Origin of the sequence: Paenibacillus sepulcri (genome assembly GCF_042647105.1) — a bacterium.
Taxonomy (GTDB): domain Bacteria; phylum Bacillota; class Bacilli; order Paenibacillales; family Paenibacillaceae; genus Paenibacillus_Z; species Paenibacillus_Z sepulcri.
In genome coordinates this window covers 3,723,560-3,737,154 of record NZ_JBHRUP010000001.1, presented here as the reverse complement: position 1 = coordinate 3,737,154, position 13,595 = coordinate 3,723,560, and the positions used below count along the sequence as shown (strand labels likewise).

Below are 13,595 nucleotides of genomic sequence, written 5' to 3'. Positions count from 1 at the left end.
AGGTGTAAGCTTTTCTATGGCCGACAAACCGAAACGACTTCAACGAAACAGATGGTCCATTCATCTGTTCCCGATTCCAGCCCTCGCCATTTATTTGCTGTTCATTATCTATCCTATATGCGCAGCGTTCTCGTACAGCTTGTATGACTGGAAAGGCATTCAGCGGCTTGGTTTTATTGGACTTCAGAACTTTAAAAACTTATTTACGCTTGAGCCTTTCAATACGATGTTTTGGAATGCGATTGAACATAATGTCATCTATTTTGTCGTACAGATGGTTGTCCAGAACGGTATTGCCTTCCTTCTTGCCTATCTTGTGTTTCAGAAGATTAAAGGCTCGGGCTTTCTCAAAGTGGCTTATTTCCTGCCAAGGCTGTTATCCGTCATTGTGGTGGGATTCTTGTGGAAATTGATTTTAAATCCGACATATGGAACGGTTAACGTTCTTCTTGATAAATTGGGTTTGGATTCATGGACAATGGCCTGGCTGGGCGATCCGGGCACCGCTCTGCTCTCGATTATTTTCGTAAACTCCTGGTTCGGAGTCGGGTTGTCTCTGCTTATTTTTCTGGCGGGCCTGCAATCGATTCCTGTCGAGGTGATGGAAGCGTCCCGTCTGGACGGCGTCAGAGGACTCAAAATGATTCGCACCATCGTTCTTCCTTTGATGATTCAACCCATTATTATGATTACGGTGCTTACCTTTATTCAATCCTTCGAGGCCTTTGAGCTTATCTATGCGATGCAGGGCTCGATGGGAGAACCGTACTATTCAACCGATACAATGGCTGTATTCTTCTACCGTACGGCATTCGGGGGCTCATCCAGCGACTCGGTCGCTATCGGACTTGGTTCAGCGCTTGCTGTTGTCATGTTCGCGATTATTTCTATTATTTCAGCCGCTTTCCTGGCTCTGACAAGGAAGGTGAACCAGGTATGAGACCAAGCGTATCGCTTCGAGTTGTACAGTACGGAATCGGCTATCTGTTTGCTTTCCTGAGTCTGTATCCGGTGTTTCTTATGGTTTCCTCCTCATTAAAGACGACCATTGAGATATTCAAGAAACCTTTGGCATTTCCCGGGAAGCTGTCTTTTGCCGCTTATGCGAATCTGCTTGACCAGCTTCCATTCGGCAGGTTTTTATGGAACAGTATTTTCGTTTCGGGAATCAGTGTCATTATTATTCTGATTTCATGCTCGTTGGCCTCCTATTATATTGCGCGAACGTCGTTTAAATGGAACGGGGCGCTAATGTTTATTTTTCTGCTGGGCATGATGATTCCCATCAAATTAGGGATTGTACCTTTATTTTTATTGATGCGGGATATCGGCTTCATCGATTCGTCCTGGTCGCTCATCTCGATATACAGCGCTATGGGAATTCCGCTTGGCGTTATGATTCTAACGGGATTCTTTCGAACGCTGCCCAGGGAGCTGGAGGAAGCGGCCAAGATCGATGGTTGTACCGATATGCAAATTCTGGGGCGTATTATCTTGCCGTTAATGCGTCCGGCACTGGGCACCGTCATGATTATTAATTTTGTAACCGCCTGGAATGATTTCTTCTTCCCGCTCATCTTTATCCAAAGTGAGATGAAGAAGACGATTCCTGTGGGAATGATGTCCCTGTTCGGTGAATATGCTTCCGATTGGAGCACTTTATTCGCAGGGCTTACGCTTGCTTCGCTGCCGATGATTGTCATATTCATCATTGCATCCAAGCAATTCATGGACGGGATGACGGCTGGTGCGGTCAAGTAGACACAACGACAGGGAAAGACTACAGGAGGAATGTTTTATGGACACATTGCAGCATCTTGTGACCGAGCAGCGCAATGAACGAACGCTTGACTTAAGCGAACTAAGCATTAAAGAGATTATCCATATCATGAATGATGAAGACGGCAAGGTTGCTGAAGCGGTTCGGCAAGCACTGCCTGAGATAGAGGCCGTAATCGCCAGGATTGTGCAGGCTTTGGAGCAGGGCGGCCGACTGGTCTATATTGGAGCCGGAACAAGCGGGAGATTGGGCGTACTTGACGCTTCCGAGATTCCGCCTACCTTTGGCGTCGATCCTCAAACCGTTGAGGCGTTGATTGCCGGCGGAGAAGGGGCATTCGTGACTGCCGTCGAAGGGGCCGAGGACGATGAGCATCAAGGCGCGCTTGATTTAGAGAGCAGACAATTGAATGCAAAAGATATTCTGGTCGGATTGGCCGCGAGCGGGAGAACGCCCTATGTCAAAGGCGCCTTGCAATATGCCAGGCAAATTGGTGCGTTTACCGCAGCGGTGGCTTGCAACCGGAACTCAATCCTGGGCAAGTATGCGGATATCGCCATTGAAGTGGAGGTCGGGCCTGAGGTTCTGACCGGCTCCACGCGTCTCAAGGCGGCAACCGCTCAGAAAATGATTCTTAATATGTTGACCACGACAGCGATGATCAAAAGAGGCAAGGTTTATCAGAATTTAATGATTGATCTTCATGTGAGCAACCAGAAGCTGCAAGAGAGGGCGCGCAATATCTTGATGCAGGCAACAGGCGCAACGGCCGAAGAGGCGGAGCGCAAGCTGCTTGATGCCGGCAATCATGTGAAGACCGCAATCGTGATGATAGAAACGGGTTTAAGCAAGCCGGAGGCGTCTCGGTATCTTGAGGAGGCGAATGGCTTTGTCACCAAAGCAATTGCAGGAGCCCGGTCGGCGCAGGGCAGGTAGGTGGATGGACAAATGAAATACGTCATTGGAATTGATGGCGGAGGGACCAAGAGCATTTTGCATATGATGGATTTGGACGGCAATCAGCTGTTTGAACTGCAGGGCGGGCCGACTAATATATATGCGACCAGCGTGGAAGAGGTTGAGCGGGAGCTGAGCGAGCTGCTTGACCATACGGCGGAGATCTCGGGACGGAGTATAGCTGATTGTGCCGCGCTTTGTCTTGGCAGTGCCGGTGTTGACCGCCCTTATGAGAAGCAGGTATTAAGCGGCGTGTTTGAAAAATGCGGGGTGACGGGCAGTCTTACCATTACCCATGACGCAGAGGCTGTGCTTGTTGCCGGAAGCGGGAAGCAAGAGGGAATCACGCTCGTATCAGGAACGGGATCGTTTGGATTCGCCCGGGATTTGAGCGGCAACCGCGCGCGTGCCGGCGGCTGGGGGCATCTGATCGGAGATGAAGGCGGCGGCTATGACATTGGCATTACTGCCATTAAAGCAGCCATCCGCAGCTATGATGGCCGTGAGGCTCCGACCCTGCTGCTCCCGATGATCATGAAGGAGATTGGCATCGAGCGGCCAGAGCTATTCCTTCAATATGTGTATAAGACCGCGGGCAAGCCGCAGATTGCCTCGTTGGCCAAAGTTGTGTACGAGGCTCATCTGGCGGGGGACGGTAGGGCGAAGCGGATTTTGGATGATGCGGTGAACGAGCTTTATTTGATGTCGGCAACACTCATTCATACGCTCCATTTTAAGGATCGGGACATAACGCTTGTGGCAAACGGGAGTGTTTTCACTCATATTCATTATGTGTATGAGAGGCTTGCGGAGCTCGTCCAGGCGGAGTTTCCCCGGATCACGGTCCTTAAGCCTGCCCGCAATGCGGCCTATGGGGCGGCGCTGATTGCCCTGCAATCGCTGCAGAAGTGCTAGGATAGACAAGGTATCGATATAAACGGTGAAAAAACGGAGTCCTGTGAAAGTGCAGCTCCGTTTTTTCTATGTATATATGAGCTGGCAGGCTGGAGTCAGGAAGCTGTCCTGCAGCCCATTCAAGAAACGGGCCGTATTTCATTTCCAAAAGAGGAGCATATTTTACGTTGACAGACTTCTCACCCAGTGATAGCATCTATCAGAGGAAAAAGCGTGCGCGGGTCACGCATCGGTATTTATATCATTCCTGCATATTGCCTAAAAGCGCAGCTCTTCTACGTGAAGGGTTTTTTTAAATATAAGCACGTATCACGAGGGAAGAAAGTGCAAAGCGGCCCAGAACGGGCACGGGCGCCAGCAAGCTTCTTCTTAATCCAACAAAAAGAATGTGATGAGTTGAATCAAGCCCAATTGAAAATCCGGACGCAGGGATTCCTGGAGAAACATTTGTCCGGAGAATCAATCGATTATCGTCAAATTATTGCCCTTTTCATTCCGATTCTGATTGATCAGGCCTTCATCGTATCTCTGAGTCTGGTGAATACCGCTATGATCAGCTCGTCAGGCGTGGCGGCGATCAGCGCGGTCAATATGATCGATTCGCTCAATATGTTTCTGATCGGGGTCTTCGTCGCCGTATCGACCGGAGGAACGGTTGTGGTTGCGCAGTATAAAGGAAACGGCAATGATTTGATGGTTTCCAAAGCTGCAGCCAGCTCCGTGTCCTCGGTTTCGTTGTTGGCCTTGGCCATCAGTCTGTTTATCATCGTGTTTCACCATCCGGTTCTGAATCTGCTGTTCGGAGCGGCTTCAGAGGATGTATTCGCCAATGCCAAGGTTTATCTGGTTGGAAGCAGTATGTCCTATGTTGGAATTGCTATCGTGGAGGCGGTCTGCGGCGCGCTCAGGGGGATCGGGAAGAGCAGGGCTTCGCTGGGCCTTTCCTTATTCATGAACTTGTCTTACGTGCTGCTCAATATTGTTTTTATCAACTTCCTGCATATGGGTGTCCACGGGATGGTCATTGCGGTGAACATTGCCCGTTATCTGGCTGCAGTCTGCGCGATCCTCTTCTTGTTGAAGATGAGCACCACCCTGCATATTCAAATTCGGGATATGCTTCATGTGAATGCGGTCATGCTCAAGAGGATCCTGTTCGTCGGTCTTCCCTTTGCGGCGGAGCAGATGTTTTTCAATGGCGGAAAAATTTTAACCCAGGTGTTCATTGTCGGTCTCGGCACTTTCGCCATCGCGACCAATGCCATCAGCGCTTCATTCGCCGGCTTGTCCCAAATTCCCTCCAATGCCTTGACCATTACGCTCATCACAGTGGTCGGTCAATGCATGGGGAGACGCAATATCGAGGACGCCCGCAAATTCACAAAATCGTTCCTCTGGCTGTCGTCTTTTGCCTTTATCCTGATGGGTTTGATCATTCTCCCCTTGTTTGGGCCGCTTGTCAGTTTGTTTCATCCGCCTGCCGAGATCGTGGACGATATCTTTACGATCGTGCTGATCAATATCATTGCCCAAATCCCCCTCTGGTCGATCAGCTTCATCATGCCGTCAGCGCTTCGGGCAGCGGGCGATTCAAGATTCACATCTATCGTCGCCATGCTGTCCATGTGGTTGTTCCGGATTGTGCTGGGTTATATTCTGGGCATTGTGCTGGACTTTGGAATTATCGGCATCTGGCTTGCTATGAACTGTGAATGGGGAGTGCGCGGCTCCATCTTCCTGTGGCGGTTTGCCGGGAAGAAGTGGTATCAGCACCGGTTGATCGACTGAGCCTCTCTCTTCATTATAAGAAGATAAAGTCCAGCTGAGCGCTGGCGTCCCTAACAAGCAGATGCCTGCTGTCCGGGCATAATTCTTAGGGAATGTATCACATGTACGCTGCCACCGATTGGTCGAAAGGGATGCCGAACAGGCGTCCCTTTTTTTGCAGCTTATAGAGTTTATAAGCTTCACTCCTATGCTTGTTCTATAAAGTCTAAGGGAAGAAACCAACGGGGCCTTCAGAGGACGGCGGAGCCGGTTCGTCTTGCTTATTATTCTGTCTCAAGTCTTTATTTTACACATATAGTAAGACGGAAGAGGTAAGCAAGCAGGACGTGCACATTAATTCAATAAGGTAAGGAAGAGGGGACGACAATGAAACAAGCCAGGGACATAATCTCCATTACGGAGCGTCTTGGAGCTCATAATTATCATCCGCTGCCAATCGTCATTGCCGAAGCGGAGGGCGTATGGGTTGAGGATCAGCAAGGGCGGCGGTATATGGATATGCTGAGCGGCTACTCCGCGCTGAATCAGGGGCACAGGCATCCGCGGATTATCGAAGCTTTGAAGCGTCAGGCCGATCTCGTTACGTTAACGTCGCGTGCCTTCTATAATGAGCCGCTGGCAGAGCTGATGGAGCTGGTGACAGAGCTGACCGGCAAAAATACGATGCTGCCGATGAACACGGGAGTGGAGGCGGTTGAGACTGCCGTCAAGGCAGCCCGCCGCTGGGGATACCGGGTGAAGGGGATTCCTGATAACCAGGCGGAAATTATCGTGTGCGAGGGCAACTTCCACGGAAGGACGCTCGCCGCCACTTCGTTCTCCTCGGAGCCTGCATATCGTGAGCACTTCGGTCCGTTCCTTCCCGGCTTCAAGATCATTCCTTATGGGGATCTGGAGGCGCTTGAGAAGGCGATCACGCCGAATACGGCTGCGTTTCTGGTCGAGCCCATCCAAGGGGAAGCGGGGATCGTTATTCCGCCGGACGGCTATTTGCGTGGAGCGGCGGCGCTGTGCCGGGAGCGGGGCGTACTGTTGATGGCGGACGAGATCCAGACAGGCTTCGGCCGCACCGGCAAGCGGTTCGCATGCGATTGGGAAGAGGTCGTTCCCGACGTTTACATCATGGGCAAAGCTCTCGGAGGAGGCGTGTTCCCGGTATCGGCCGTTGCTGCGGACAGCAGCATCCTCGGCGTATTCGAACCGGGCTCGCACGGCTCGACCTTCGGCGGCAATCCGCTTGCCAGCGCGGTTGCGGTTGCGGCGCTGCGGGTAACGGAGGAAGAGCAGCTGGCGGATAGATCCTTATCGCTCGGTGCAGATCTGCTTGCAAAGCTGAGACAGCTTCATCACCCCGACATCATTGATATCCGAGGCAGGGGCTTGTTCGTCGCGATTGAGACAGCCGGCCCTGCGCGTCCCTATTGCGAGAGGCTGAAGCAGGCCGGGCTGCTGTGCAAGGAGACGCATGAGAAGGTTATCCGTCTCGCGCCCCCGCTTGTGATTTCGGAGGCTGATTTGCAATGGGCGGTGGAACGCATACGGCATGTTTTCGCTTCTTAAGGATTAGAGTTGCGGAATGGTTTCTTCAAGCATATCGGGTTGGAATTGATTTCCCTTCTGTGATAAGTTAATAAAGAGAGTCACGAAGGAAAGGATACTATCGAACATGTTCAATTTTGAACAGTTGTATATTGATTCGTCTTTTGCCCTGATCGAGAAGGAGATTTCCTTGGCGGAAGTGCGGGTGCTGCTGGAACAAAACCGTTTTGTCGTCTTTATAGATAAGCTCGCGTATGTTGTAGCTGACAGTGAATCCGTACTGCTGGAACTATCGGATCCAAAGATGCAGCTGCGGGAATGGATCAAATTCACGAAATCTCCCGGATCGCCCATTTGTCCGTTGAATCGCCTTATGGAGCTGGAACTGACTTCGGACAGGCCTGTCCTGATAGGAGAAAATCCGTCGGAGATTCGGGGCGTGACAACTGCCCGCAGGATCGCAGAATGCCTGATAGATGAGAAGCGGCGGTTAACCTCATATTTTATCGCATTGGTCGAGACGGTTAATGAAGCTGTAACGGCAGTTGACCAAAAAGGAAAAGTGATCTATTGGAATCAGGCGGCAGAACAGGTTTACGGGATTCGCAAGGAAACGATCATCGGCAGGAAGATCGGCGAGCATTTTGACCAGGAGTCGATTATGCTCCAACGGGTATTGGATGAGGGGCGCCCCGTCCGCCAGGTCTATCATCAGCCGACCCCCGATACCCATGTGCTGATCAGCGCTTCCCCTATCATGGAAAACGGCAGGATCATTGGCGGTATCGCCACGGAACAGGACATTACCCGAATTGTCCGTTTGAACGAAGAGCTTTATTCCGCTGTTCCCGCAATGGTTGAGCAGGACCGGTCTTTTGCCGCCATTATCGGCTCGGGGATTATGTTTAAACGCGTTTTGGAGCTTGCGAAGAAATTCACCCGCGTTCATACGCCCGTTCTTTTGACAGGCGAAGCGGGATCTGGCAAAGAAATGCTGGCGCAGGCGATCCATGACGGAGCAGGGGGGAAGGACGCTTCCTTCCTTACCATTCATTGCGGAGCGCTTCCGGGAGGACTTCTGGAAACCGAATTGTTCGGTTATCAGGGAGGAGCGTTTACCAGTCAAGGCGACCAAGGGAAAGCGGGCAAGCTCGAACTGGCGGCGGGAGGCACCCTCCTGCTGAAGGATATCGACAAGATGCCGCCTCACATGCAGCTGAAGCTGCTGCAATTTATAAAAAGCGGCTCCTTCCTCCGGATCGGCGGGGAGGAAGCCGTCCGAGCGGATACTCGAATCATTGCGACGGCATCCGCCTCCTTGCAATCCCGGATGGAGGAGGGTTACTTTCTGGAGGAGCTGTATTATAAATTAAATGTGATGGGGATTGAAATGCCGCCCCTCCGTGAACGAATGGAGGATATTCCCGAGCTTGTGCAGGCGTTCTTGCGTGAATTTTCATTGCAGTACAATAAGCTTATTCCCAAACCCGACAAGGATGTCATGACTGCGCTGATGAATTACGATTGGCCCGGTAACATAAGGGAACTGCGCAATGTCGTAGAACGAATTGTTGTACTCGGGGATGGCGGCGCCATATCGGTAGAACAACTGCCCCAAGGCTTGGTCTCGGAGCTCCAGCACGATAACGGCAGGATTGAAGAGGGAGATATCTTCCTGAAAGCGAGACTGACCGATCAGGAAGAGAATGCGATCATTTACGAAGCGCTGCACAAGGCTTACGGGAATAAAAGCGCAGCCGCAAAGCTGCTTGGTATTTCCAGAGGAACGCTTTATAACAAAATGAAGGAATACGGAATCAAGTTTTGAATGTAAGCTTATGCTTGTTCCGGCAAAAAAAGCCTGCCCCGAAAAGGGGAGGCCACTGAAGAACTTAAGCTTTTCCAGTGACCCAAGTTATATTTAAAAAAAAGCGACACTTACCCCGCGGATAGGTGTCGCTTTTTATGTGGTATTGCTCTGTTTTTTCTTAATTTAAGTGCGAAATGCAGTGTAATAGGAAAGGAATTTTCCAAAATAAAAAAGAACAATGGATGTCATTGTATGTGTATAATGGAAAAGCAAGAAAGCCCTGAGCACTTAGCTCAAGGCTTTCTTTATTAAATATCATAAGTCCAATTAGTTGCTTCTCCAATTACCAGTAACAGTAACGGGGCCTTGCAATAAGCCTGTGCTGAATTGTAGGTGTACATCTGACCCTGATAGTTGTGGGCTATTGATAGCATAAGTCTCACTAGATGTTACGCCATCTTTCCAACTACCATCTCCATTAGGAGATTCTGTTCGTACATCCAGAGATGATCCACCTGTAGAGTTCATCTGCAAACCCGCTTGTGCACCTGAAGTAGATTTTGTTTGAGACCCAGTTTCACCCCTTGAATCATTAACATTATTTCCGGGTACTACTAAACTAAAAGATTGGTAATCAGTTCCTAAAACTTGAAAATCACTAGCAAAAGCAGCAGAAATACCACCAGTTAATAATAAAGCAGTGGTCAGGCTTCCTACCAAAAATTTCTTCTTAAACATTATTACATCATCTCCTTTTTTTTCCTTACATCCATTATTATACATGGTTAAAAACGGAAAAAAAGGACTATCTTATATTATTTATTAGTGCTATATTATTTGCGCTATGTTTATTTTGGTGTTATACTTTTTTTTGGAAATGGATATTTTTGTATTGTTTGAATAGTTGATTGAGAATAGAATTAGTTATATGACTATCAATCACTAGCTTAGAACACCGATAGAAGAAATGAATAAGGACATGAGATGTCCGAGAGTCCGATTCATCAAAGTTTAGATTGAAGTGATAAAGAACTCATTTAAATAAGTCTTCGGGTGCTTATATAGTCTAGGGAGAGTGAACCAGACAAATCTTCTTGGGTAAACAAATGAAAGGGGGTTAATTTTACAAAGTATGGAATACTATTTCCTGACAGCGCTCTTCTGAATGTTCAATCAGTATCGTTGGTTATTCTCTCGCATTACTTCGAACGAATGGGATCATCAAAACAAATGTTTGTTCGTATATAAAAGTGATCTAAAATTGAGAGAACAGTCAAAAGTGATCTGATTGAGGAATAGCCAAATTAGTATATTAGTATAATAGAAAGGATGAAAATAATGCTCAGAGAAGTAATGCGGGAAATTAAAAGTAAAATAACGCCAATGTTTCTATTTTTTTCTATCTTAGTGACAATCGCTCTGATTTCTTTTGCTGTGTACAGAAGTCAGAATTATCAATTAAGAGATTCGTTGAATTATTTTACATTTATTCTGGATGGAGGATTACCAATTACTTTTCCGATTATAGCCATTTTGGTGTTTGTAGCTTCATTTTCGGGGGAAGTAAAAAATCGTTTTTTGACCTATAGCCGTATGCGTAGACCAATAATGGATACCGTGTACATCAAACTAACTGCTAATATAATACTAACGTGTTTATTCTTTTTTATTCTAATTTTTGTTTCCTTCCTCTTTGCTTATTATATTGAACCTCATTTGGGCGTTGCAGAATATGACCCAGAAGGGTATGGGCTAACAAAAGATAATATAAAAGCAGATACCTACACGCGTCATACATTTACACAGCTCCTCAAATATGGCACTTTTACATACGGCATTCTATACTCGCTCTGGGTAGGGATTAATGCAGCCGTATATTCATCAATTGGTTTTTTTCTAGTATTGATCATGAAAAATCGATTCCTGGCTTTAACTCTGCCTTATATTGTTTATTTAATTGTGAGCTTCACGCTCGCTTCATTGGGTATAGAAACTTATCGGCCCAACTATGTTATCTTCCCTTTCGACTATTTACAAAATCCGATTTGGACTGCATTTGTACCATTTTTCGTTCTTACTGTTGGCCTTTTCTGGCTGACCACATATGTAAAGCGAAATACGTCTAAAGTAGATAGCCTCACATGATGTATTTTAAAAAGCTTTTAGATGAATGGTTGACTTGGAAATGGTCATTTCTTTTTATTCTTATGTTTATTTTTGGCTGGAGTAAGCGTCAAAATGTTATTGATTCTTCCATATTCATTCAATCGAGATTAAATCAGTGGGATATTCTCATTGGCATTTCCGGTGACCCCTTCATGCTGCTTTACCTAATTCTCCCTGTGTTGCTTCTCTTATCCTGTGTATCCATAAGGGAAACGTTTGATATAACCTACTTGGTACGTGTGCAAAGCTGGTCGAAATGGGTTATGTATTCGGTAAAATTATTTAGTCCAATTGTTGTGGTCATTACAACGATATTGTTGATTACCTCAGTTCTTCTAACTGCGGGGTTACCTTATGAAACAACATGGAGTGCCTTTAGTTCAGCAGACCTCTCTACTTTTAACTATATGAGTTCATTTTCGATGCAATCTAACTTGTCGCCTTACGTGGTCCTTTTTCTTCAACTATGTTTACTTATTATTTTTATGCTAGTAGTACATGCTTTTATTGCGGCTCTATATCTGTATTTTTCCAATCTCATATATTTAGGAATTATCAGTTTCACCATTTTATTATACGCTCTGGTATCTTTTAGATATTTCCCAGAGTTACCGCAGTTGATAGCTTTTAACTATATGACGTTCCCCTCAAGTTACGGAACGTTTCGTGAAATTTATCCAGCATTTATGATCTTAGTAGGAATCCTAATAATCTGTATCTTTCTTGTACCTTTGCTAAAAAAATGGCGGTTGCCGACGATCAAAATGTGGATTAAAGCTCACTATCCGTACTTAGGTTATGCGTTGCTATGTCTGCTGGGCATCACCAGCCCGTATCTTAATCCGGGGGTGAAGCCGGTTACGGTATGGGATACTCTATATCTTCGTTTCTCCGGTGTTTCGCCAGAAGGTGGGGTTTCGTTATTGTCTTTTCTGTTTTATGTTATTGTATTTATGGGTTTTGTGTATCTGTTTCAGGTGTACATTACGGAATATTTATCGGGCCGTTTCTATTATGTTGCTATCCGATATCGATCATTGCCCCGCTGGTTGGCCCGTTTAGGAGGCAGAATCGGACTGGGTGCTGTTGCATTGCTTGTAGTATTGGTTGTCCTGACAGTGATCGTGGGTCTGATCTCCGGTCAAACCCTTGAGCCGAAAGTTACGATACTGCCTGATTTGAATTTCAGTCAAGTCTTGTATCAGTTTCTGTTCAATGGCTGGTTGCAAATCATAAGTGGAATCATGATTGTATTTATCACTGCCTGGTTATTTAAGGATGCGTCCTATAGTCTTATAACGCTGGGCGTGTTGGTACTCGCAGCTTTGCCGATGATTAATGTGGGGGGCTGGCTACCGGCAGGGCTCAATAGTATGGGTTACGTTAGCGGACAGTGGGAGGATTTACTAAGGATTACAGGAGTGCTTGTCATATATCTCCTAATCGAATTCGGCGTAATTTTGTATTTGTTTAGGAAGAAAAATATAGCATTTTATTAATATAGTTAAATGAAGCGAAATACTATAACAAATAAGGACTGGAGATGATGTGATGAAGCTGATCGAGGTTGTGAATGTTAGCAAATCTTTCAAAGGAAACCTATTGCTGAATCATGCAAACGCTACCTTTGAACAAGGAAAAATATATGGAATTACAGGTCCGAATGGCTCAGGGAAATCCGTTTTATTCAAGCTAATCTGTGGGTTTATCAAGCCAGATCAGGGAGAAGTGCATATTCATCCCAAATATCGCAATAAGCAATCTGATTTTCCAAGTAACTTTGGGATAATTATTGATCGGCCAGGCTATATAGCGGGTCAGACAGGATTTGAAAATTTGAAGAGGTGGGCAGACATTCAGCACAAGATTAGTGATCAAGAGATTCAGAGTACGATGCGTCTGGTCGGATTAGATCCTGCCGCTCGCCAAAAGTTGAAAAGCTATTCGTTAGGAATGAAGCAGAAAATTGCGCTTGCCCAAGCAATTATGGAGAATCAGGATGTGCTGATTCTGGATGAGCCATTTAATGCACTAGATATCGATAGTGTAAAGAATATTCGCGAGTTGCTCCTAAATTACAAGCAAGACGGGAAGACCATCATCCTAACAAGCCATAATCAGGAAGATATCGATCTGCTATGTGATCAGGTGTTTCGAATTCGAAATCAAAAGCTGGAAAATGTAGAGCCCAAAGTTACATAGAAATGAATTACCAATAATAAAATTAATATTGATATTAAGCAGTTCATCGACGCGGGCACCGGTATAAACAATGAAAAATTCGGAGTAGCATAATTTTAATACGGATTGAGAAGAAGAGTTTATTAAGCTATCTGGGTACAATAGTATGGAGCAACTGCCACAGCAGCTGCTCCTTTTTTTAAGTAAGCCTATCGCGGGATCGATCGTAAGTTGTGAATGAGGTAGTTTTTTAGTCACGGCATAGGTGTAAATCTGTGGGGGATGTCATTGACTTTCAGAATGATTGATGTTACGAGGGATAGGAATACTATTGTCGCTTTTCGTAAAGATTCGTACGTTTGAACGTAAAGCGATGAAGGCTTTGGGGATGAAAAAGATATTGATTCGAACTAGGGATGGAGTTAATCTCTTCCCTGAGAGATTGATTCTAGGTGCGTT

11 protein-coding genes are annotated in these 13,595 nt (G+C 46.5%); 10 read left to right on the top strand and 1 reads right to left on the bottom strand.

Annotated features, from left to right (window positions below; translation table 11 throughout):
* Positions 1–16 precede the first annotated feature (16 nt).
* From ACFOLF_RS16450 to ACFOLF_RS16420, 7 genes are all read left to right on the top strand, one after another.
* The gene (locus tag ACFOLF_RS16450) at positions 17–940 is read left to right on the top strand and encodes a carbohydrate ABC transporter permease (RefSeq protein WP_210045054.1); all 924 of its coding nucleotides are present in this window, start codon (positions 17–19) and stop codon (positions 938–940) included.
* On the top strand, positions 937–1,761 hold the full coding sequence (locus ACFOLF_RS16445) for a carbohydrate ABC transporter permease (RefSeq protein WP_210045053.1): 825 nt from the start codon (positions 937–939) through the stop codon (positions 1,759–1,761). Before ACFOLF_RS16450 ends, ACFOLF_RS16445 begins: the two co-directional genes overlap by 4 nt.
* Positions 1,762–1,798: 37 nt before the next feature.
* Positions 1,799–2,716 (top strand): N-acetylmuramic acid 6-phosphate etherase, encoded by a 918-nt coding sequence (gene murQ, locus ACFOLF_RS16440; RefSeq protein WP_210045052.1) that lies wholly within the window; start codon positions 1,799–1,801, stop codon positions 2,714–2,716.
* A 12-nt stretch (positions 2,717–2,728) separates the two neighbouring features.
* Positions 2,729–3,652, top strand: coding sequence for a BadF/BadG/BcrA/BcrD ATPase family protein (locus ACFOLF_RS16435; RefSeq protein WP_210045051.1), 924 nt, complete (start codon positions 2,729–2,731; stop codon positions 3,650–3,652).
* Positions 3,653–4,048: 396 nt separating this feature from the next.
* Entirely contained in the window at positions 4,049–5,440 is a 1,392-nt protein-coding gene (locus ACFOLF_RS16430) for an MATE family efflux transporter (protein ID WP_210045050.1), read from the top strand.
* Positions 5,441–5,806: 366 nt separating this feature from the next.
* A complete protein-coding gene (locus ACFOLF_RS16425; RefSeq protein WP_210045049.1) occupies positions 5,807–7,000 on the top strand; it encodes an ornithine--oxo-acid transaminase in 1,194 nt (397 codons plus the stop codon).
* A 106-nt stretch (positions 7,001–7,106) separates the two neighbouring features.
* On the top strand, positions 7,107–8,807 hold the full coding sequence (locus ACFOLF_RS16420; protein WP_210045048.1) for a sigma-54 interaction domain-containing protein: 1,701 nt from the start codon (positions 7,107–7,109) through the stop codon (positions 8,805–8,807).
* Positions 8,808–9,116: 309 nt separating this feature from the next.
* Here ACFOLF_RS16420 and ACFOLF_RS16415 read toward each other — a convergent pair whose 3' ends face one another.
* Positions 9,117–9,527, bottom strand: coding sequence for a hypothetical protein (locus ACFOLF_RS16415; RefSeq protein WP_210045047.1), 411 nt, complete (start codon positions 9,525–9,527; stop codon positions 9,117–9,119).
* Positions 9,528–10,127: 600 nt separating this feature from the next.
* On the opposite strand from ACFOLF_RS16415, the gene ACFOLF_RS16410 reads away from it, so the two are divergent.
* The 3 genes from ACFOLF_RS16410 to ACFOLF_RS16400 are packed head-to-tail and all read left to right on the top strand — an operon-like array spanning position 10,128 to position 13,157.
* Positions 10,128–10,934, top strand: coding sequence for a hypothetical protein (locus ACFOLF_RS16410; protein ID WP_210045046.1), 807 nt, complete (start codon positions 10,128–10,130; stop codon positions 10,932–10,934).
* Positions 10,931–12,454, top strand: a complete 1,524-nt coding sequence (locus ACFOLF_RS16405; protein WP_210045045.1) for a hypothetical protein — start codon at positions 10,931–10,933, stop codon at positions 12,452–12,454. The genes ACFOLF_RS16410 and ACFOLF_RS16405 overlap by 4 nt, the downstream gene beginning before the upstream one ends.
* Positions 12,455–12,506: 52 nt before the next feature.
* On the top strand, positions 12,507–13,157 hold the full coding sequence (locus ACFOLF_RS16400; protein ID WP_210045044.1) for an ATP-binding cassette domain-containing protein: 651 nt from the start codon (positions 12,507–12,509) through the stop codon (positions 13,155–13,157).
* Positions 13,158–13,595 lie beyond the last annotated feature (438 nt).

What these genes read in the sequence shown, in the direction of transcription:
- ACFOLF_RS16400 (WP_210045044.1), top strand. Translation starts at nt 12,507, where the DNA reads ATGAAGCTGATCGAGGTTGTGAATGTTAGCAAATCTTTCAAAGGAAAC.
- ACFOLF_RS16435 (WP_210045051.1), top strand. Translation starts at nt 2,729, where the DNA reads ATGAAATACGTCATTGGAATTGATGGCGGAGGGACCAAGAGCATTTTG.
- ACFOLF_RS16425 (WP_210045049.1), top strand. Translation starts at nt 5,807, where the DNA reads ATGAAACAAGCCAGGGACATAATCTCCATTACGGAGCGTCTTGGAGCT.
- ACFOLF_RS16405 (WP_210045045.1), top strand. Translation starts at nt 10,931, where the DNA reads ATGATGTATTTTAAAAAGCTTTTAGATGAATGGTTGACTTGGAAATGG.
- ACFOLF_RS16415 (WP_210045047.1), bottom strand. Translation starts at nt 9,527, where the DNA reads ATGTTTAAGAAGAAATTTTTGGTAGGAAGCCTGACCACTGCTTTATTA.
- ACFOLF_RS16410 (WP_210045046.1), top strand. Translation starts at nt 10,128, where the DNA reads ATGCTCAGAGAAGTAATGCGGGAAATTAAAAGTAAAATAACGCCAATG.
- ACFOLF_RS16420 (WP_210045048.1), top strand. Translation starts at nt 7,107, where the DNA reads ATGTTCAATTTTGAACAGTTGTATATTGATTCGTCTTTTGCCCTGATC.
- ACFOLF_RS16450 (WP_210045054.1), top strand. Translation starts at nt 17, where the DNA reads ATGGCCGACAAACCGAAACGACTTCAACGAAACAGATGGTCCATTCAT.
- ACFOLF_RS16445 (WP_210045053.1), top strand. Translation starts at nt 937, where the DNA reads ATGAGACCAAGCGTATCGCTTCGAGTTGTACAGTACGGAATCGGCTAT.
- murQ (WP_210045052.1), top strand. Translation starts at nt 1,799, where the DNA reads ATGGACACATTGCAGCATCTTGTGACCGAGCAGCGCAATGAACGAACG.